A 20,717-nucleotide genomic window follows, 5' to 3' on the forward strand; every position below is an offset into this window, starting at 1 on the left:
TTTTAGTTAATGCTTTTATTCATACTCATCTTCACCACGTATTTTAAGAACTAAGTCATTTATCATATGATTCTTAGCGAAAACGACTAATACATCGTCTTCTTTGAGAGTAGTATATTCATCGGGTATGACAATTTTACCATTTCTTTTAATTTGAACAATGTTGAAGTCTTTATTTGAGCTCAACCCAGCGTCTCCGATTGTTTTATTAATTACGTTTTCTTCTGCTACTTTAATGCTTGTAAAAACATATTCTCCATCGGTTGATTGAACCTCACTTTCAATATCAAAAAGCGACTTAGTTGCAACCATTTTTCCTGTTATTACATCAGGTATGATTACCTTGTCCTCGTCTAATCCAAGTGCTAATAAAATTCGTTTATGATGTTTGTCTCTTGCCTTAACGATTATATTTTCAACACCTAGATCAATTAAATTTAAAACAGTAAGTATACTTGCTTCCATATTTGTTCCAAAACAAACAATTACTCCATCAAATTGTGATATTCCATTTTTCTCTAGTGCTGCTTTGTTGGTAGTATCTAATACAACAGCTTCAATAGAGTCAAACTCAGACATATATAAATTTAATTTTTCAACATTTAGATCAAATATTTTTATATGTTGTTTTTTTTCTTCTAATGTCTGGGCTACAGATAATCCAAAATAATTCGCTCCCATAATAGCGAAACTTTTCTTTCTAGCCATATTTTGCCCCTCATTTCTTTACTCATTTTATTATATAACTCTTTTAAAGTTTGTTGTATAATTTAAGGTAGTTTTATTAATTAGGAGATGATTTTGTGGATAATTCTAATAATAACTCACTTACAACTGGTGAACCTAAGTCTGGAAAAAAGAAAAGGTCAAAAAGAAAATACTCAACTGAAAAATCTGAGAAAACCTTTTTTGCAAAACTAAAAAATTGATGGCCGTTTTCTAGGGTTAGCGGTAGGATTATATCCGTTTACCTGCTTACCATTGTAATTGGTGGTTTTTTATTGAGCATTCCTGGTGTTGTAAAAGAGGAGTCTAATTTTTGAAACTTTATAACTGGTATGTTTACCGCCTCAAGTGCATTTTCTGACACAGGTATTACAATGATACAAACTAACACTGGATATAGCTTTTTTGGCCAGTTTTTAATATTGCTTCTTATACAAATGGGTGGGATCGGTATTCTAACTGTTAAAATTGTATTTTTAGTATTTTTAAATAAAAAAATTTCATTAGATGACCAAAGTGTCGCAAACACCGAAAGAGGAAGTAACTCTCTTGCAAACACTGTTGAAATGATTAAAGATGCGTTCTTCTTTCTCCTTTCTGTAGAAATTATCGGAGCATTTATTCTATTTTTTGGATTTTATTTCACTCCAATGTCAAAGAGTTATTTGCAAGAGAATCCAAACACTACTACAAATCCATATCATAATTTTGGAACATCATTGTGAGCGTCTATTTTTCATTCAGTGAGTGCTGTTAATAATGCGGGATTTGATATTTTGAGTGGAAACTCATTGCAACCTTATAATCAAGATGACTCAAGAGGTTACATCCTACAATTTACATTTTTAGCTCAATGAATTATCGGTGGTCTTGGTTATCCAACATACCATGATATTAAAAGAAAATTTCGTGCTAGAAAATTAGGTAAAACAGTTAAGTTTTCTTTATTCACAAAACTTAACTTTATAGTGTATGTAACTTTATTTATATTGGGTCCAGTTTTAGTGTTTCTTTCTGAATATTTAACGATCGAGAATAGTGCTATCTTACTTAATAAAGATAGTAACGGGGAGCACTCAGAAAAAATATGAAAACCAGCCTATGTTTGAATAATTGATATATTATTCAATGTTTCTTCTTGTAGAAATGCTGGTTTTGCGAGTGTGGATATTAATAATTTTACTGCTGGGTCAAAGTTCATTTTATCAATTTGAATGTTTATTGGTGCAGCGCCTTCTTCAACGGCTGGTGGTATTAGAACAACGACTCTAGCAATTTGTTTTATAGCAATTTTCTCAATAATGAGAAATAAATCTTCTACAGAAGCGTTTAAGAAACGTATCCCAGACGAAACTGTTAAAAGAAGTTTTGCTGTTGTATTACTTTCCTTCATGATTGTATTGGTCAGCATATATGTTGTTTATTTAGACTCTAACGAGATGTTGTTTAACACTGATGACTCAAAAAATACCGAATCCACAATCATTAAACTAATTGTTTATGTTTGTAGTGCTTTTGGAACCGTTGGTTTTCAACCATTTACTAATGGTCAGATTATTCAAATGGGTGTCATAAGTAAAATTATGCTAGTAATAACAATGTTTATAGGTCAATTAGGTATATCTAATACTTTGTTGGCTTTCGTTAAACCTAAAAACAAACAGAATTACGGATATTTAGAAGAAGATGTAACAATCGGATAATAATTAGTGTATATATTAAATAAAATCTACAACTTCAAAAGTGTAGATTTTTTAACATGATTAAGTCACTTACAATTGATCTCGATATCAATTATGAGCATTGTAAGTGGTATAAGATGTCATAAATCACTCATATAGCTTAGATTAATAATAAAAAAACTCGTTCTTTTAATCTAATAGCGTCTTTAGTTAGTGTATTAAGACTTCAAAACAATATGAAAACTTTGCATTATTATAGGGTGCAATTGTAGGCAAGTATAATCAAAAGCTTGTGCTTAAACGCCTTTTTTATGAAAGAAAATCAGAAGTTGTTTATTGAAACACTTATCTTATCTTGGGTAAACAACAAAAAGTTTGTCATTGAGTACTAAGTTGTAGATTTTTATCCAAAGAGTGATATTATTAACAAGTTCATAGATAGAGTTCTATTAAAAATAAAAAAAGAAAAAAAATTCAAAATTTTGTTGCTTTTATTTATATTTATATGCTATTATGAATAAGTAGATTTTGCTCTATGGCTTTTTAGCTCAGTTGGTAGAGCAACCGGCTGTTAACCGGTTGGTCGCAGGTTCGAGTCCTGCAAAAGCCGCCATTTTTTATGGCCTGTTGGTGAAGCGGTGAACACACACGGTTTTCATCCGTGCATACACGGGTTCGATCCCCGTACAGGCTACCATTATTTTATTGTTGGAGTGCTAGCTCAGTTGGGAGAGCTCCTGCCTTACAAGCAGGCGGTCGGCGGTTCGAGCCCGTCGCACTCCACCATTTTTTTATGCTGATGTGGCTCAATTGGCAGAGCAACTGACTTGTAATCAGTAGGTTGTAGGTTCAAGTCCTATCATCAGCACCATCAAAAGAATTTAAAACAATCTTACAAGAAGATTGTTTTTTTATTAAGTGAAATATTGTATCATTAAAGAAATATGGGGTACATAATGAAGAAATGAGTTTTTATTTTAATTATTATAGGGTCAATATTTTTGTTCTTAAATCAACTTTTGACACTTATATTCTATAAGACGGTTTCAACAGCCCTTGGTTCTTTCAATTTACTTGGTTATGGCATGGTAATTGGTTATTTGGTGGTTAACATTATATGGATAAGCACCTACACAATATTAACTTTACTAAAAGGTAAATTAACAAAAAACTACACAGGAGCAATACTAGGTCTAGTTTTCTCTGTGACTACAATTTTGTTATCTTGACTTTTTGTAACTTGAATTTTTTGGGCATTGAATCTTATATTTTCTATATTAATTACAATAGCAATGTCAGTTATCATTAAAGATAATAGAGAAAATTTATAATAATATATTTTATATCTTGTAAAAAATCCTAGTTAGATTTAAATAGGAATTTCTGTAGTTATATAATTGTAATTAATAAAGGATTATGATAAAAATAATAATTTTTAGAGTTTTAGTTACACCTTACTTAAAAATATGTTATTATAATTTTGTTCAATTTTCGTCTCGTTAGCTCAGTCGGTAGAGCAACTGGCTTTTAACCAGTGGGTCATAAGTTCAAGTCTTATACGGGACACCATTTTTCCGGAATTGGCGGAATTGGCAGACGCACCAGACTTAGGATCTGGCGTTGTAAAACGTGGGGGTTCAAGTCCCTTATTCCGGACCATAAAAGATTTTAAATCATTCTTAAGAATGATTTTTTTTTATTAAAAATTGGTAGAAAAACTATAATATAATTAAAAAAGGTGATAACGTGAGAAATGAATTTAAAGAAAAATTATTAATATTCTCTGACTTGGATGGGACTGCACTAAATTCTAATCATGAGTTTAGCGAACGAACGAAGAATACAGTAAGAAAAGCTTATGAAAACGGTCATTATTTTATTCCAATAACCGCAAGAAGTACTAAAGATGGAATTTTCACACAAGCTATAAATATCGGAATTGATAAGTTGGGTGGAATAGCCGTATCAAATAATGGTACTCATATTTACGATTTTGAATCAGGAACTTGGTTACGTGAGATATATGTAAGTCAAAAATTAATAAAAAAAATATTTAACAAAACATTTGGCAAGGTCGGCAAATATAAAGTTCACTATTTTGCCAACGACATAACTTATGTATATGGTCCAGGGGAAAATTCAAGATATTGAAGCGATATAATGAAGGTTGATTATAAGGTAATTGAGTCACTTGAAGAGATAACAAAACCGATATCACATTTAACAATAATCTTACCCGATAATGCTGGTGAAGTTGAGGAAAAAGAACTTCATAAAGACTTCAACTTTGCCAAAAGAGATTTAGACATAATCAAATATACAAACAGAGTTTATGAGATAATACCCAAAAATATTAATAAAGGAGAAGCTGCACAATTTATTTCAAAACATTTTGCTAAAAAGAATAAATCTTTCCAATCAATATGTTTCGGGGATAATTTCAATGATATTCCTTTATTTGAAAAAACTGATTATTCAGTTGCTATGGATAATGCAATTGATACTTTAAAAAAAATAGCTACACACAAAACTCTCTCTAATAACGAAGATGGTGTAGCGCACTTTATAGAAAAAGAAATACTTTAAGGAGAAAAAGAAAATGGCAAAAATTATTACTAGTAAAGAAGAATTTAAAAACGAAATATCAAAATCAAACACTGTAGTTGATTTCTATGCAGACTGATGTGGACCTTGCAAAATGCTTGCACCCGTATTTGATGAAGTAGCAAAGGAACAAACTGAAATAAACTTTATAAAAGTTAATACAGATGACTTGAAAGAAATAGCAAACGAATATGGAATAATGTCAATTCCAACTTTAATTAAATTTGAAAATGGTGAAGAAAAACAAAGACATTCAGGTTTTATAGGAAAAGACCAATTAATTCACTTTGCAAAGTAGGCACAACCAAAAATATAAAATGATAGCATTGGACCTTGACGGTACCCTGATTGGTAAGGGGAGAAAGGTTTCAAAAGAAAATATAAAAGCTATCAACATGGCTAGAGAGGCCGGAATGAAAATTTGTATAGCCACCGGGAGAAGCATAAGTAGAGTATTAAGCATTGCAAAAGAAATCGGAAGTTTCGAGTTTGAAGAATTTGTAATTTGTTTAAACGGCGGAGGAATATATAAATTAAAAAAAGATTTTTCTTACGAAATAATTAAAGAAGTGTTTTTCGAGATTGAAGATGTAAATTCTATCTATGAAAAATCTAAGGAACTAAAAATAAATTGTTTTTCTTATATAGAAGACCCTAAGATATCTTATGTGATAAAAAAGGGTGGACTTTTTATTTGGTTCATGAAGAAAATAACAAATAGGAAACTTATCATTTTTAACAATAAAAACATAAAACATAGAGCATATAAAGTAATAGCCTGTGGAAAAAAGAACAACATACAAGATCTTAAAAAGTTCATTGAAAATAAAAACTACGAGAGTTATGCTTGAAGTTATGTCTCAAAAAAAACTATGAATATAGAAATTAGTCCACCGAATGTCGATAAGGTAAATGCCTTAAAAATTGTTTCAGATATTTATAATATTGTTAAAGAAGAAGTTATTTATTTTGGTGATGGTGAAAATGATAGACGCTCAATAGAATGGGCTGGTGTGGGTGTTGCAATGGAAAATGCCTCACATTCTATCAAAAGTTCTGCAAACGAAATAGCACCACATCATAAAAAAAACGGTGTATCATATAAAATTCACCGATTTATTGATTAAACTTGATTTACTACAATAAGTTGTTTAAAATAAATAAAAATAATAAAGGGGCTAAAAAAAATGAAAAAATTATTAATTGGATTGTTGACAGTATCTATGTCAACAGCTGTTGCTTCAAATGCAGTAGCGTGTACAAACTTTAAAGTAAATGAGTTAAACGAACCTTTAAAGATAGAAAATCCAAATGCCGATGGGGGCACAAAGCAAGGTGAACAATTACTCAAAACTTATAACAAATCAAAATCAATGAAGTGAGGAGAAGTTTTAACAAAAGATTATAGTTCATCAAGTGAAAAAGGTCCTCAAGCTAGATCTGCAAATTTATCTAACTCTATTACAAAGTCTACATTAGCAGATAAAAAACTCCTTAATATTGAAGGTGATTTATCATTTACACCTTATACAGATATCGGTATAGTTAAAGATACTGCTGAATACCTTTTAAAAGAGAAAGGTGTTAGTTCAAACCATCACGGTGATGCTGAAAAAAGTCTAATTGACAAGAATAACGAGTATAATAACCTAGGTAAATTAATTAACAACAAAGAAATTTTTAGTGATAATGACGGCATAACATTAGGTTTTATGCAAAATGCTAGCGACGAAGATAAATTAGAACCTATGTGAGACGCCGCACCAAATAGGAGTGCGAATAAATCAGCCGATTGATTTGAAAAAAGATTTGAAGAATGAACAAACAACGGTCTAAATAATGAAAAATTAACCATATCATTTGGACCATTTGCAAATTCCCTTTGACATGAAGCATATAAAAATAATTTAACAGAAGAAGAATTAGCAGATAAGTTACAAAAGATTTCAGAGAAATACAAAACAAAAAAATTTGACTTTTACTTTGCAGCACCTTATTTGTCAAACAAAGGTAGTTATGCGGACTCTCAAAGACTTTTAGCAGGGGCTTTAAAAATACTTCTAGAAAAACATAAAAATTTTGATATAAGATTGTCACTTGTTGTCTCAACAGAAGATGGAATTTCAAGTGTTGCTGGACAAGAAAATTGAAATGGAGATATTTCATTATTATCAGATGAAGAGTTTCCTTTATTCATGTTCACCAAGTACTTGGGTACGAATTTTAGATTAAATCTAGTATTACCATATTTGACATATACTGATAAGCACTCTTCAAATGAAGATTGAGAATTACCAATCATGAAAAAAGCAATTGAGAATACAAAAAATACTTGAAAGATTATGAATCAAAATGTTAATGGAAATAATGAGACAAGAGATGACAATTTTTATTTTAAACATATGGGAGTTACTCCTTGAATTGGTAGACGTGCAGAAAAAGCGGTTTATAATTTTACTGCTAAGGATGCATTGGAATTGAGAAAATTTGCAAAGGAAAAAGGGTTAGGACAAATTTCGATGTTCTACTTAACAAGAGACTATCCGTCTAAGTTTGAAAGTAATAATGAAAGTAAGGAAGCTTTAGCTGATAAAAATCCACTAGACCAAAACATAAGATCTGGTGCAGGGTTTGAAAAACTTACTTTTGCTAAGATATTATCAGGTCATTTAAATGAAGCCAAAGACGAAGTAACAAAAGCTGAGGATTTAGAAAAATTAGATGGATATATTGACTACGAAAAGAATATTAAAAATAATAAAGAGCTAGACGAAATTATTCAAAAGGAGCCTAATCAATGAGATGGTGTATCAGGAAGTACGCCAGGTGACGGTAATGTTGTAGCACCATCTACACCAAGTACTTCTTCTAAATCTAATTACATATCTTGAAAAGACGCTAACCCGAACCGTAGCTCTAAAATAAACCAAAAAGCAACTCCAAATGGTAGCACTTATTTTTCTCCTTACCTAGATGCCGGTCTATATGAAGGAAATGATATATCAAAAATAAGAGAGGTTTCTGGTTTAGATCACTTAACACTAGCATTTGTTCAACAAGTAAATAGTCATAGTAATTATCTTGATTTATCAATAGCAGGTATTGAAAATAAAGGAGAAGGATTCGATTGGTGAGAAAAAAGTCAGTTATATGAAAAAGATTTAAAACCATTAATTGAATCAAATAACTTTAAAAATATTAAAGTAGCATATGGTGGAGCAACAACAGGGGGATATATTGAAAAAAACCCTTGAAATGTGGCTTATAAACAAGCAAATGGGGATATTAATAAAGCTGCAGAACTATTGGAAGAAGCCTTAGTCAAGTTCAACCAAAGTCTTGTAGATTTAGCAAAAAGAAAAAATCATAATGTTGAAATGCCAAAAAACATAGACTTTGATATTGAAGGTCAAGCTCAAAATGATGAAACAGGTAATGCTGTTTTGGCTAAAACATTAGCAAATATGAAGAAAAAAGACAGCTCTTGAAACTTTTCTATAACACTTCCAGTACTTCCAACAGGATTAACAAGCGTTGGATACAATGTTATGGACAAGTTTACTAAGGCATACAAAAATGCTGGAATTTCATACAAGGATTTACCAGTAACAAACTTAATGTTGATGGATTACGGTAATCCAATATACGAAGAGGCAATACGCCAAGGCAAAACAAACTTTGACTTAGCTAAGGAAGCTGTTGATAACACAAGAGACAATATAGCAAAATCAATTATGAACAATTACAAAGTATCTGATTTATTGAAAAAGGACATCTATAAACTTATTGGTGCGACTCCTATGATTGGAGTTAATGACACTGTTTCTGGAGTGTTCACTTTAGAAGATGCAAAAGAACTTTATAATTGAGCACAAAATGTCGGATTGGCTTATCTTTCAATGTGATCTGTTAACGACGACCGTGGAAAAAATGCAAATGGCGTTGGGGTAGCAAAATCATTAGTTAATCATGGACTTAGTTATTTAAGAGAATATGATTTCTCAAAAGCATTTAATGGTTCATGGGATGATGGTGTTAAAAATCCTAGCGATAAAGCTTAAATATATATAAATTAAAGAGTGTTTAAACTCTTTTTTATTTTCAAAAATGTTTTAAGTGTTATAATAAATTTTGAACGAATTATTTTATAGGAGGTAAAGCAATGAAACTAATAGATACAATAAATATTTCTCAATATATTATATCTGAATGATTAGATGTTGTTATTACAAGAACAGAATGATTCGAAAAGATATTAGAAACTGAATGACTCTCCCTGAATGCGTAATAACTTAGATTACGCGATCACAATTAAATACTTTACTTAAAGGGAGAAAACACAATGAAAAATAATAAAAACATTTTGGAAATTCGTAACTTGACTAAAAGTTACGATGGAAAAGTTGTTTTAAGAGGTGTTAGTTTTAATGTCCACGAAGGAGAGTTCATAACTCTTTTAGGTCCTTCTGGTTGTGGAAAAACCACAACCCTAAACATAATCGGTGGACGTGAAAAACAAGACTTTGGGGATTTGCTTTTTGAATCAAAAAACTTAACTCCAATACCCAGCAATAAGCGCCAGATTAACACAATTTTTCAAAATTATGCCTTGTTTCCTCACTATGATGTTTATGACAACATAGCTTATGGTCTAAGAATCAAAAAAATGAAAGAAGACCTTATAGAACAAGAAGTAATGAAATATATCAAAAAGTTCTCTTTAGATGGTCATGAAAATAAAAGAGTTCATGAACTTAGTGGTGGTCAAAAACAAAGGGTGGCAATCGCCAGAGCCTTAGTTTTAAAACCTAGAATATTGTTACTTGATGAACCAATGTCGGCTCTTGACGTACAATTAAGAAAAAGAATGCAAAACGAGTTAAAAGATTTGCAAGAAGAAATTGGAATAACATTTATCTTAGTAACACATGACCAAGAAGAAGCACTAACACTAAGTGATAGAGTTGTCGTTATGAATGAAGGTAACATACAACAAATAGGAACACCAGAAGAAATTTACAATGAACCAGAAAATAGATGAGTGGCAAACTTCATCGGAGTTTCAAATGTCATTGACAATGGTGTTATGATAAAAGACTTAAGACTTAAATTTGATGGAAAAGAGTTTGATTGTATAGACAAAGGTTTTGGTGAAAACGAAACTAATATTGACATAGTTATCAGACCTGAGGATATCAAGATTTCAGAACCCGGAAAAGGTTACTTTGATGGTATCGTTGAAAATGTTATTTTCAAAGGTGTTCATTATGAGATAACTATCAAAACTGAGTATAGAACATTTGTTGCACATACAACCGAGTTCCACGATTTTGACAAGAAAGTTTCTATAAAATGATTTGACAATGATCTTCATGTAATGTGAAAAGAAATTGACGATTAATGATTAATCAAGATACTACAAATGTTTTAAATGACAATCTTGACTTAGATCAAGAAGTTGAACATGAATTAGAAGATATTGAAATAATCGAATCTGAAGGTGAAAATCAAGAATTCGTCTATCCTAAAAAAAGTCTTAAGGAAAGAATCGGCAATTTCAAAGTTGTCAAAGCAATGAAGGGGAAAATATGACCAGTCTTATTACCCTTCATACTTACAATGGTAATTTTAGTAATATTACCATTATTAGGAATCATAATATTTGCAATAGTTAAGCCAACTGGAAATAGTCTTAAGTTTTCTGTAAACTTAGATAATTTTTGAAAATTGTTTAGCTCATCAGGAATAATGTCTGTTATGGGATTATCACTTTTATATGCTTTTATAGCAAGTATTATTTGCGTTATAATGGCCTACCCAATAGCGCTGATTCTATCTCAATTAAAAAGTAAATGAGTAGCTAAAAACGTATGAATATTATTAACTTTACCAATATGAATTAGTATGCTACTAAAAATACTTGGTTTGAGAAGTTTATTTTACTTAATGGGTTCAACAACAATAGGAACTCCGTTTGCAGTTATAATTGGAATGGTTTATATGTTTATACCATTCTCAATTTCTCCAATATATAATGCTCTAGAAAACCAAGACCCAAATTATTATCAAGCAGCGCTTGATTTAAAAGCTAGTAAAGCAAAAGCCTTTTGACATATAACTTTTAGGCAATCTTTACCTGGTATTTTCACAGCATTTACATTAGTGATTGTTCAAGCAGCAACTTCACTACTTATTGTGAGATATATGGGTGACGGTAAAATTAATTTAATTACTACAATTATTGAAAACTACTTTTTCAAAGGATCAGACTTTGGATTTGGAGCTACAGTAGCTGTTGTCCTTGCTGCCCTACTATTTATAATAATGGGGTTAATGAAATTAATTTCAAATAAATTTGAGGTAAGGGGGTCTAAAAAATGAAAAAGTTCATTAAATCAAGTTACTTCGCAATAATACTATTATTTATTTATGTACCAATTGCAGTTATGATGTTTTTTTCATTTAACTCTGGAAAAACTCTTAGCTCATTTGAAGGTTATAGCACTGAATGATATAGTTACTTTCTAAGTTACTCACCATTCGTTAAATCAATTATCGTATCACTATTTGTTGCAATGGTATCGACAATTATATCTGTTGTAATTGGTGTTATGGCTTGTGTTGGTTTAGCGAGAATCAAAAGAAGACAATCTAACAACTGAGTGCGTGTAGCAAATATACCACTAGTAAATGCAGATGTTATTACAGCTGTTGGACTGATGCTATTATTTGTTATAGCAGGTTTAAAGTTTGGAGCTTTTACTCTAATTGCAGCACACGTTTCATTTAACGTGCCTTATGTAATAATTACTGTTCTTCCATTTATGCTAAGATTAGATAAAAATATTTTGGAAGCGTCTAAAGATCTTGGTGGAACACCTACAAAAACATTTTTTAAAGTTGTATTACCAATTCTTACACCTTGTATAATAACTGCATCAGCAATTTGTTTTGCTATGAGTTTTGACGACTTTATAATTTCATATTTCACAGGTGGTGGACAAACTAACGTATCAACATTTATTTATACTGCTAAAAAAATGCAACCATATATAAACGCTTTTGGTACAGTGCTTGTAGCAGTTATATTATTTGTAATCATCATCTGAAATGCAGTTCATCTTTCATTTCAAAAAGCAAATGAAACAAAGAATCAAATTAAAAAAGGTGAATATAAAATAAAAAAAATAAGTCAGTTAAAAAAGAAAATCGCTTATTACAATAAATGTGTTGAAACAAATACTGTTCTTAGAAGAAGTATGAATATATTCAAATGAATTAATTATGGAATTATTTCATTAGAAGTAAAAAGGTTAAATGCAATTAACCACAACGCAAAAATTAGTAAACTTGAGTGAAAACTTGATAGAATCTCAAATGAAATAAAAGAAGAGAGTAGATTGCAAACAATTCATGCAAAATTAACTCTTAAGAAAAGTCAATTGAATTCTAAACTAGCGTTATCAAAAAATGAAAAGAGAAATAAAAAATTATCTTCATTATTGTCTAAGTTAGATAAAAAAATTAGTTATTATGAAAAAGAACTTGATTGAATCAAAGAAAGAGACTCTTACGATAAAGAGTTAGCTAATGATTTAATTAAACAAATTAACAATTTAAAAGAAGAAAAAAATGGTTTGCAAAACCCAAGTCAAAGTCTTATTACATGATATGATAGAAAAATTGCAAAACTAACTATAAAAAAAGATCAATTGATTGAAGGAAGAAATAACTTTAAGCTTCGCTCAACAATCGAAAAAATACAAGCAGTTAAATTAAAAACTGATGAGAAAATAGCTAAAAAATATCAAATGCTAGAAGAAGCTAAATGAAAAGTATTCAAAAAAGTTTCGTTTTCAAATGCATTAGATAAAGCAATTATCAAGCTAGAAGCATCAAAAAACAAGCTTTCAAATTATCAAGAGAAATTAGCATCATATGAAGAAAGAAAATCAAAAGTAGTTGATTCAAAGTTAGCAAAAATATTATCAAATATCAAAAAGAACAATGAAAAACTAGAAAATATTAAGATTGATACAGAAAAGAAAAAAGCAAAATACTTTCCTGATGTATTGTCTGCAGATTACGTTTCAACAAGAAACAGATGATTCAAAAGAAATTGAAAACAACTTTCAATGGGAACTATTCTTTTGGGTTCATTCTCATTAGTTACAACAGCATACATTATGAACAATATCTATGATTTGGTTATTGGTAACTGAGGAAGTTATATTGATCCAAAATTACTAGCGCAATTTGAATCTGAAAATAATGTTAAAATAAACTATCAACAGTATGACTCTAACGAAAGTTTATATAACAAAAACTACACTTTTAATTATGACATCATGGTTCCAAGTGACTATATGGTTAAAAAAATGGCCGAAGAAAATATGTTACAAGAAATTGATTGATGTAAAATAGAAAATATCAAAACTCCTAAAGAGTTATTGAATAAAAAAGAATGCTCTGATAAAAAAGATGAAAATGCAACTGAGGCTATAAATGATGCCCTGCAAGAAACTATGGCATTAACAACAGTTGGAAAAAATGAAGATTTAAATATACTTTCATATTCAGTGCCTTATGTTTGAGGAGATGTTCGCATAGTTTTCAACTTAGAAAATGAAAATGTCTTAGAGTTTTTGAAAAGTCATAATGAGGGAGAAGATATTTCATCTCCAGAAAATAACCTGATTTATCAAAATACGGATACTCAACCAGAAGCTGATGGTTGAATACTAAATGAAAAAAATTTAAGTTGAAATATTTTATGAGAAGCAGCTCAAGAAAATCTTAACGTTGCACTTAATGAAGACCCAAAAAACGTATTTATGTATGCGTTTGAAAAATTATATGGAAATGTCGAATCTGTACCGAATAAAGATGATAACAAGACATTACCTTCAAGAATGGAACAAATTGACAAAGCAGCCGAAGCTGTAATAGAACTATTAAAACCTAGAAATGTTGGGGTATACGGAGATCAATTAATGGATAAAGTTCATGATGGTGATTATGATATTGCCGTTATGTATAATGGTGATGTTTTATGATCACTATCACCTGATTATGAATCAGAAGGCGGAGAAGAAGACAGTCTTTCAAAACAAGAAGCTAGTGCAGAAGGTGATGAAGAAGAAAATGCTGAAACTCCAAAAGTTATTACTGGTGTACCTGGTGCAGAATCAGAACTTAATAAAGGCAAAGATCAAAAAACAAATATTTTTAGTGACGACTTAGTTATCAGTAAAAGTAACCGTAATATTGACTTAACATACAAATTTATCAACTTTATCTATTCTCACGAAAGTCAAATGGCTATCGTAGAAGAAACAAGCCAAACTTCTCCTTTGCAAAGCGTTATTGAAAAAATACAAGAAGGCTATGGAAAAGACTCATTATATGCTAAATGATTTTTACCTTCAGATAAAGGTGAACCATTTGGATTCAATGAAGAGTTAGATAATTATTTAGTTGATAGATACAACAACATAATAGCAACAAAAATTTAAAGTTAGAATTTTCTAACTTTTTTTAATTTAGAGTTCAAATTTGTTATAATATTTTTTGTAATGGTACCATAGCCAAGAGGCTAAGGCATGGGACTGCAACTCCCTGATCGTCGGTTCGACTCCGACTGGTACCTCCAAAATGAAATAAATAATCAAAACCCACCTCGGTGGGTTTTAAAATACTTGTAAATGTAAAAGTTGCAACTATTTAACAAAAATTGAAAAAAATATATACATTAAAAATATATTTGTTATAATAAATATTGTCGATTTTATAACAAATCGCAATAATTATTAAAAATTGTATTATAATATTTTTGGTTGTTTTTATTATTATTTGCGCCCTTAGATCAATTGGATAGATCGTTTGACTACGGATCAAAAGGTTAGGGGTTCGAGTCCCTTAGGGCGCGCCATTTTAGGAACAACTAATGAATATTCAAAATTAATATTCATTACTTCGGGAAGTGGCTCAGCTTGGTAGAGCATTCGGTTTGGGACCGAAGGGTCGCAGGTTCGAATCCTGTCTTCCCGACCATTAATTTAATATTTATTTTATATATGGGCCCGTAGCTCAGCTGGGAGAGCACCTGCCTTGCACGCAGGGGGTCGACGGTTCGATCCCGTTCGGGTCCACCATATATATGGCGGGGTAGCTCAGCTGGTTAGAGCGCTCGGCTCATACCCGGGAGGTCAAGAGTTCAAGTCTCTTCCCCGCTACCATATATTTATCAATTTTATATTATGGACCTTTAGCTCAGTTGGTTAGAGCATCCGGCTCATAACCGGATGGTCATTGGTTCGAGTCCAATAAGGTCCACCATAATTTGACTCTAGATAAATTCGCGAATTATGTGGAACGAAATAAATACGGAAGATTACCCAAGTCTGGCTGAAGGGGTCGGTCTTGAAAACCGAGAGTCGGGGAAACCCGAGCGGGGGTTCGAATCCCTCATCTTCCGCCATTTTATATCGCGGGGTGGAGCAGTTGGTAGCTCGTCGGGCTCATAACCCGAAGGTCGTAGGTTCAAGTCCTGCCCCCGCAACCATTTTGGCCCCATAGCGAAGTTGGTTATCGCGCCTCCCTGTCACGGAGGAGATCACGGGTTCGAGTCCCGTTGGGGTCGCCATTATTAATGGTTTTGTAGCTCAGTTGGTAGAGCAGTTGACTGAAGCTCAACGTGTCGGCGGTTCAATTCCGTCCAAAACCACCATTATTGAAACTGCGACATCTTAAATAAAGATGTTTTTTTTATTGATTGATAAAAAATCATAATTAATAATTTATTTTTATAAAAAAAGTTTGCAAATTATGAATGATTATCTTATAATTAATATTGTTTTACGGAGCATAGCTCAGCTGGTTAGAGCGCACCCCTGATAAGGGTGAGGTCGGTGGTTCAAGTCCACTTGTTCCGACCATTTAGAATCAAATAAGGCACTTCATGTATTTTAGGGAAGTGTCTTTTCTTATTAAACATTGAAAATAGAAGGGGTAATCATGAAAGAAGACAACTACATCTTGAAGGAAAAAAGTCTTGATACTACAACTATTCATAAAAAGAATAAAGTTAAAAAAAGATTTTTTGCAGAAAAACAATGATATAAACTGACGTTGACAATAATTTTATGATCAGTACTCCAAGAAGTTATTATGGCTTCTACAGATTTGGTCGACAATATTTTTGTTAACCATCTTAGGCCAGAACATATAAATGGGTTTCAAGAATTGTTAAACTACATTAAAGACTCTGGTTGAAAGGAATTATCAACAAATCCTGATTTTTTAAAGCTACTTGAACAAAACGGATTATTAGGTTACGCTGGTGATGGTATGTTTTATGAAGCGGGTCAAATAGGTGTTAATGCGGTTTCAGCAAGTAATCAGCTATATATAATTATGTTTTGTATGGTTTCTGGTTTCTGTTATGGTGCTGGAATATTTTCAGCACAATATTTCGGTGCGGGTGAGTATCAAAAACTAAAACAAGTAACAGCCTTGAAAATGTATTTGACATTATCAATAACAGTATTATTTATGCTGTTTGCTATACCAGGAATTACTGAGAAGATGATAGGATTCACCACTCATCCTTTAAATGTATCTAAACCAACTGACCAACTTGTAGCTGATAAAGAATCAATTATGTCTTATTTTAGTTACTTTCAAAACGAAGCAGCAAAGCTAGCAACGCAAGAAGGTGTCAGATATTATAGAATAGTTTCAATGAGTTACATCTTATTAACAATTAATCAAGTGACTGTAACTGTTTTAAGAGAAACAAGAAGACCATTTTATTCTTTATTTATGGCGTCAATATCACTTGTAGCTAATTCAACTTGTAATATATTCTTAACATCTCCAACATTTATCCCAGGATTTATAGGGTTTGGAGTTGAAGGTTCTGCATATGGAACAGTTGCTTCTAGAATAATGCAAACTATATTTATTTTTTGCTTATTATCAATTAAAAGATTCGAATTCATTCCTAGAATCAAACATTTCTTGATAAATAGAATCATTGTAAAGCTTGTTCTGTTGAAGTCTATTCCGATTTTATTTAATGAAACACTTTATGCATTTGCACAAGTATTACAAGTTAAATTAAGAGCTTTATACTCCGTAGAGTCACTAACGGCTAATGCAATGTATGAAACCATGTTAATGGCCTTCTTCTCGCCAATGTATCATGGTTTAAATGCCGGTATATCAACCCTGGTTGGAAATGAGCTAGGAGCACAAAGGTTTGATAAAGCTAAATACAACGCTACTCATTTAATGAGACTAAGTTTTGTTATAGGTATATGTTTTACAGCATTATTATCTGGTCTTTCATTTGTAATTCCAAACTTGATATTCCCTAATGCTCTTCCTGAAGCAAACAGGATTGGTATATGAATGATTTTTATATATACTATGACTTATCCGGTTATTATGATTAATAATTGTTGTTACTCCGTTCTAAGAGCGGGTGGTAGTGTTATAAGTTCATTCTTGATGGATTCTGGATTTAATTGAACTATTCAAATTCCAACTCTAGCATTTCTTATATTAGCTAACAAACACATTTTCCCAGAGTCAGGGCTATTCACCTTAGACATCGTATGAGTTCATTTAATTACATGTCTATGCGAAACATTTAAGTTGATACCTGCATTAATTTTATACTTCAAGAAAACATGGGTTAGAAGTTTAATTGAACCTAAAGAAGAAGATCCAACATATATTTTAACAGCAGACGGAAAATCAAAAATTGACGATCTCAAAGAAGTAAAATCAACTAATTAAAGTTGATTTTTTATATTAAGATAAGTTATAATTAATAAGCATTAGAAAGAGGTGGTAATATGAGCATTCCTTCCGCCAAAATGGAACTTATCAATAAAAATAGAAATAAAGGGAGTGCCATATTATGCACCAATTTTTCAGTAGTATAAAACGAGCACTCTCTTTAAAGGAGAGAGGTTATGAAAAACGGAATTAAAAATAATAATAAAAAAAATACAGCTAAAAATATGAGCAATGAACTAGCTGTTTTCTCAAATGTATCTTCTAAAGAGGTTTTAAAAAAGTTTAACATTTCAAGATTTGGTTTAAATGACGACGAAGTTGAAGAACTTGCAACTAAATATGGGGAAAACAAACTTGATGCTAAACGTTTTAATGTTTTCAACGCATTTGTTAAATCTTTTTTAAGCCCTTTTAACTTAATTTTAATAGTTATTGACTCGTTTAGCTTTTATCAATATTTTTCAGATAGTGGGTCAGAAATATTCGATCTTTTCGGAGCTTTATTGGTACTATTTATGATTGTTCTAAGTGGAACAATTACATTTTTTCAAGAAGTTAGATCATTTCTTGTCATCAAAAAAATGAAATACGATAGTAAGCAAACATGTAAAGTAATAAGAAATACAGAGTTTAATGTGCAAACAATTGATAATGCCAACTCTATCAAGTTGATCAAAGAAGCACATAATATCATTACAGAAGAACTTGTCCCTGGTGATTTGATTTATTTATCAAACGGTGACTTAATACCAGCAGATGTAAGAATTGTTTGATCTAATAACTTATATCTTAATCAAGCTGCATTAACAGGAGAATCATTTCCTGTGCAAAAAAAAGATACAAATATCAACACAAATTATTTGGAGTATGAAAATATTTGTTATACAGGAACAGATGTAGTTTCTGGTTCAGCATTAGCGATCGTTGTGGCGACAGCAAAAAACACATACTTTTCTACAATAAATGACAAAATAACAGAAAAAAGACCAAAGAGTTCATTTGATAAAGGTATTCGTAAAATAACATTTTTATTGATTGCTTTTATGCTTGCAGTTACTCCAATTGTTTTATTAGTTTTTGGTCTAAGACCTATTGGAGATGGCAAATGATTAAATGCAGCATTATTCTCTTTATCGATAGCAGTTGGACTTACTCCAGAAATGTTACCCATTATTGTTACCTCAAATCTTACTAGAGGTTACTCTAAAATTAAAAAACACAATGTTTTAGTTAAAAACTTAAATGCCGTACAAAACATGGGTGCCATTGATATACTTTGTACCGATAAAACAGGTACTATAACAAATGGTGAAATCATATTGGAAAAAGTATTGGATGTTACAAATCAACGTAATGAAAAATTAAATAGAATTTTGTATTTAAATAGCTACTTCCAATCTGGATTTCAAAATCCAACAGATAATGCTGTATTATTATCAAACTTAATCGATAAACCCAATGTTGAAGATTATGTTAAAGAATGAGAAGTTCCATTTGACTTTAAAAGAAAAATGTTATCTGTAATTCTTTCTAAAAAAGAACAAAAAGAAATATTCACTAAGGGCGCAATTGAAGAAGTTTTAAAAATTTGTGACAGAATAGCTGTGAATGGTGTAATTGAACCATTAACAGATGATTACAGAGAAAAAATAGTAAGTAAAGCAAAGGCTTTAAATGAAGATGGATTTAGAGTTATAGGTGTAGCTCACAATGAGTTAGAGGACGAAGACATAGAAGAAGATTTGATATTTTATGGTTTTGCTACTTTCTTCGATGAACCAAAAACAACTTCAAAAAAAATCATAAAAAACTTAAAAAATAAAGGAATCGATGCAAAAGTTCTTACTGGTGATAGTGAAGTTATCACAAGAGCAATTTGTAAAAAGGTCGACTTTAAAATAACAAAACTTTTCTCTGGAAAAGAAATTGAAGAAATGAATGAATCTCAACTTGCTAAGGCAGCACGAGAAGGAAACGTTTTCGTCAAACTGAGTCCTTTACACAAGTCTATGATAATCAAAGCATTAAAAGATCAAGGTCACGTAGTTGGTTTCATGGGTGATGGGATAAATGATGCGCCTGTTCTTAGAGAGTCTGATGTTGCAATATCATTTGCAAATGCTTCAAACATTGCTCAAGATGCAGCAGACATCATATTGATGGATGACTCTTTATTACCAATAGAAATAGCAGTTCATGAAGGAAGAGTTTCGCTAGCTAACATTCTAAAATACATAAAAGTTACTATTGCTTCAAATTTTGGAAATGTTCTAAGTGTATTGGTGGCATTGTTCATAACTGTTGTTTCACCAATGCAACCAATTCACTTACTTCTTCAAAATCTTTTATATGATATAGTTATGTTTGCATTTATTTTTGATAAAGTAGACAAAAAGTTCACTGATAATCCACGACCACTTAGAACAAAAAATATCATATGGTTTACTTTAATAAACGGTCCGGTTAGTTCTATATTTGATATACTAACGTTCATTGTTTTACTTTACGGATTCCAAAGTTATATTGGAATAAAACCTGGAATAAATGTTGACCCAGATAGTTTTGATGCCAGCGCTACTAGTCGCTTTAATGCATCTTGATTCGTAGTCGGTTTAATGACGCAAACTGCAGTTATGCAAATGTATCGAACAGAGAAATTACCATTTATTCAATCGAATGCATCATGACAAGTGAATGCATCTACAATATTTGTTTGTGGTATGGCTATATTAGTCCCATACTCACCAATAAATAGACTTGTTAAAATGGAACAACCACCATTGGTATTTTTACCGGTTGCTTTGTCATTTGTCTTATGTTACATAATGCTAGCACAATTGGTAAAAACACTTTATATAAAAAGATTTAAAGAATGATTATAACAAAAGCACCTATTGG

13 protein-coding genes and 17 tRNA genes are annotated in these 20,717 nt (G+C 31.1%); 29 read left to right on the forward strand and 1 reads right to left on the reverse strand.

Annotated elements, in window-relative coordinates; all coding sequences use genetic code 4:
• Nucleotides 1–15: 15 nt before the first annotated feature.
• Nucleotides 16–708: a potassium channel family protein gene (locus tag ACI2WZ_RS00575; RefSeq protein WP_023788894.1), complete on the reverse strand. Its 693-nt coding sequence runs from the start codon at nt 706–708 to the stop codon at nt 16–18.
• Nucleotides 709–803: 95 nt separating this feature from the next.
• Here ACI2WZ_RS00575 and ACI2WZ_RS00580 point away from each other — a divergent pair, with 95 nt between their 5' ends.
• From ACI2WZ_RS00580 to mgtA, 29 genes are all read left to right on the forward strand, one after another.
• Nucleotides 804–2,429, forward strand: a complete 1,626-nt coding sequence (locus ACI2WZ_RS00580; RefSeq protein WP_500244912.1) for a TrkH family potassium uptake protein — start codon at nt 804–806, stop codon at nt 2,427–2,429.
• A gap of 516 nt (nt 2,430–2,945) precedes the next feature.
• Nucleotides 2,946–3,021, forward strand: a tRNA-Asn gene (locus tag ACI2WZ_RS00585).
• Nucleotides 3,022–3,029: 8 nt separating this feature from the next.
• Nucleotides 3,030–3,105 (forward strand) — tRNA-Glu (locus ACI2WZ_RS00590).
• Nucleotides 3,106–3,118: 13 nt separating this feature from the next.
• Nucleotides 3,119–3,194 (forward strand) — tRNA-Val (locus tag ACI2WZ_RS00595).
• A gap of 9 nt (nt 3,195–3,203) precedes the next feature.
• Nucleotides 3,204–3,279: transfer RNA gene (locus tag ACI2WZ_RS00600), tRNA-Thr, on the forward strand.
• A gap of 85 nt (nt 3,280–3,364) precedes the next feature.
• On the forward strand, nt 3,365–3,739 hold the full coding sequence (locus tag ACI2WZ_RS00605) for a hypothetical protein (RefSeq protein WP_500244913.1): 375 nt from the start codon (nt 3,365–3,367) through the stop codon (nt 3,737–3,739).
• Between the two features lie 162 nt (nt 3,740–3,901).
• A tRNA-Lys gene (locus ACI2WZ_RS00610) sits at nt 3,902–3,977 on the forward strand.
• 5 nt (nt 3,978–3,982) lie between these two features.
• Nucleotides 3,983–4,067, forward strand: a tRNA-Leu gene (locus tag ACI2WZ_RS00615).
• An 87-nt stretch (nt 4,068–4,154) separates the two neighbouring features.
• The gene (locus tag ACI2WZ_RS00620) at nt 4,155–4,994 is read left to right on the forward strand and encodes an HAD-IIB family hydrolase (RefSeq protein WP_500244914.1); all 840 of its coding nucleotides are present in this window, start codon (nt 4,155–4,157) and stop codon (nt 4,992–4,994) included.
• A 13-nt stretch (nt 4,995–5,007) separates the two neighbouring features.
• Nucleotides 5,008–5,310 (forward strand): thioredoxin, encoded by a 303-nt coding sequence (trxA, locus tag ACI2WZ_RS00625; protein WP_023788898.1) that lies wholly within the window; start codon nt 5,008–5,010, stop codon nt 5,308–5,310.
• Complete coding sequence (locus tag ACI2WZ_RS00630) at nt 5,300–6,139, forward strand: Cof-type HAD-IIB family hydrolase (protein ID WP_500244915.1); 840 nt, start codon at nt 5,300–5,302, stop codon at nt 6,137–6,139. Before trxA ends, ACI2WZ_RS00630 begins: the two co-directional genes overlap by 11 nt.
• Before the next feature lie 60 nt (nt 6,140–6,199).
• Nucleotides 6,200–9,073, forward strand: a complete 2,874-nt coding sequence (locus ACI2WZ_RS00635) for a glycoside hydrolase family 18 protein (RefSeq protein ID WP_500244916.1) — start codon at nt 6,200–6,202, stop codon at nt 9,071–9,073.
• Between the two features lie 101 nt (nt 9,074–9,174).
• Complete coding sequence (locus ACI2WZ_RS00640) at nt 9,175–9,300, forward strand: hypothetical protein (protein ID WP_023788901.1); 126 nt, start codon at nt 9,175–9,177, stop codon at nt 9,298–9,300.
• Between the two features lie 54 nt (nt 9,301–9,354).
• Nucleotides 9,355–10,413 (forward strand): spermidine/putrescine ABC transporter ATP-binding protein, encoded by a 1,059-nt coding sequence (potA, locus tag ACI2WZ_RS00645; RefSeq protein ID WP_500222563.1) that lies wholly within the window; start codon nt 9,355–9,357, stop codon nt 10,411–10,413.
• Nucleotides 10,413–11,426, forward strand: coding sequence for a spermidine/putrescine ABC transporter permease (gene potB, locus ACI2WZ_RS00650; protein ID WP_500222565.1), 1,014 nt, complete (start codon nt 10,413–10,415; stop codon nt 11,424–11,426). The genes potA and potB overlap by 1 nt, the downstream gene beginning before the upstream one ends.
• A complete protein-coding gene (gene potCD / locus ACI2WZ_RS00655; RefSeq protein ID WP_500244917.1) occupies nt 11,390–14,527 on the forward strand; it encodes a spermidine/putrescine ABC transporter permease/substrate-binding protein in 3,138 nt (1,045 codons plus the stop codon). The genes potB and potCD overlap by 37 nt, the downstream gene beginning before the upstream one ends.
• A gap of 62 nt (nt 14,528–14,589) precedes the next feature.
• Nucleotides 14,590–14,664: transfer RNA gene (locus ACI2WZ_RS00660), tRNA-Cys, on the forward strand.
• Between the two features lie 202 nt (nt 14,665–14,866).
• Nucleotides 14,867–14,943: transfer RNA gene (locus ACI2WZ_RS00665), tRNA-Arg, on the forward strand.
• Nucleotides 14,944–14,988: 45 nt separating this feature from the next.
• A tRNA-Pro gene (locus ACI2WZ_RS00670) sits at nt 14,989–15,065 on the forward strand.
• Nucleotides 15,066–15,090: 25 nt separating this feature from the next.
• Nucleotides 15,091–15,166, forward strand: a tRNA-Ala gene (locus ACI2WZ_RS00675).
• Nucleotides 15,167–15,173: 7 nt separating this feature from the next.
• Nucleotides 15,174–15,250, forward strand: a tRNA-Met gene (locus tag ACI2WZ_RS00680).
• Between the two features lie 23 nt (nt 15,251–15,273).
• Nucleotides 15,274–15,350: transfer RNA gene (locus ACI2WZ_RS00685), tRNA-Ile, on the forward strand.
• A gap of 49 nt (nt 15,351–15,399) precedes the next feature.
• A tRNA-Ser gene (locus ACI2WZ_RS00690) sits at nt 15,400–15,492 on the forward strand.
• 8 nt (nt 15,493–15,500) lie between these two features.
• Nucleotides 15,501–15,576: transfer RNA gene (locus ACI2WZ_RS00695), tRNA-Met, on the forward strand.
• 4 nt (nt 15,577–15,580) lie between these two features.
• Nucleotides 15,581–15,657, forward strand: a tRNA-Asp gene (locus tag ACI2WZ_RS00700).
• An 8-nt stretch (nt 15,658–15,665) separates the two neighbouring features.
• Nucleotides 15,666–15,741 (forward strand) — tRNA-Phe (locus ACI2WZ_RS00705).
• A gap of 131 nt (nt 15,742–15,872) precedes the next feature.
• Nucleotides 15,873–15,949 (forward strand) — tRNA-Ile (locus ACI2WZ_RS00710).
• Between the two features lie 79 nt (nt 15,950–16,028).
• A complete protein-coding gene (locus tag ACI2WZ_RS00715) occupies nt 16,029–17,816 on the forward strand; it encodes an MATE family efflux transporter (protein WP_500244918.1) in 1,788 nt (595 codons plus the stop codon).
• 179 nt (nt 17,817–17,995) lie between these two features.
• Complete coding sequence (gene mgtA, locus ACI2WZ_RS00720; RefSeq protein WP_500244919.1) at nt 17,996–20,701, forward strand: magnesium-translocating P-type ATPase; 2,706 nt, start codon at nt 17,996–17,998, stop codon at nt 20,699–20,701.
• The last annotated feature ends 16 nt before the right edge of the window (nt 20,702–20,717 follow it).

Source organism: Spiroplasma endosymbiont of Megachile willughbiella (genome assembly GCF_964273395.1).
Classification (GTDB): domain Bacteria; phylum Bacillota_I; class Bacilli_A; order Mycoplasmatales; family Mycoplasmataceae; genus Spiroplasma_A; species Spiroplasma_A apis.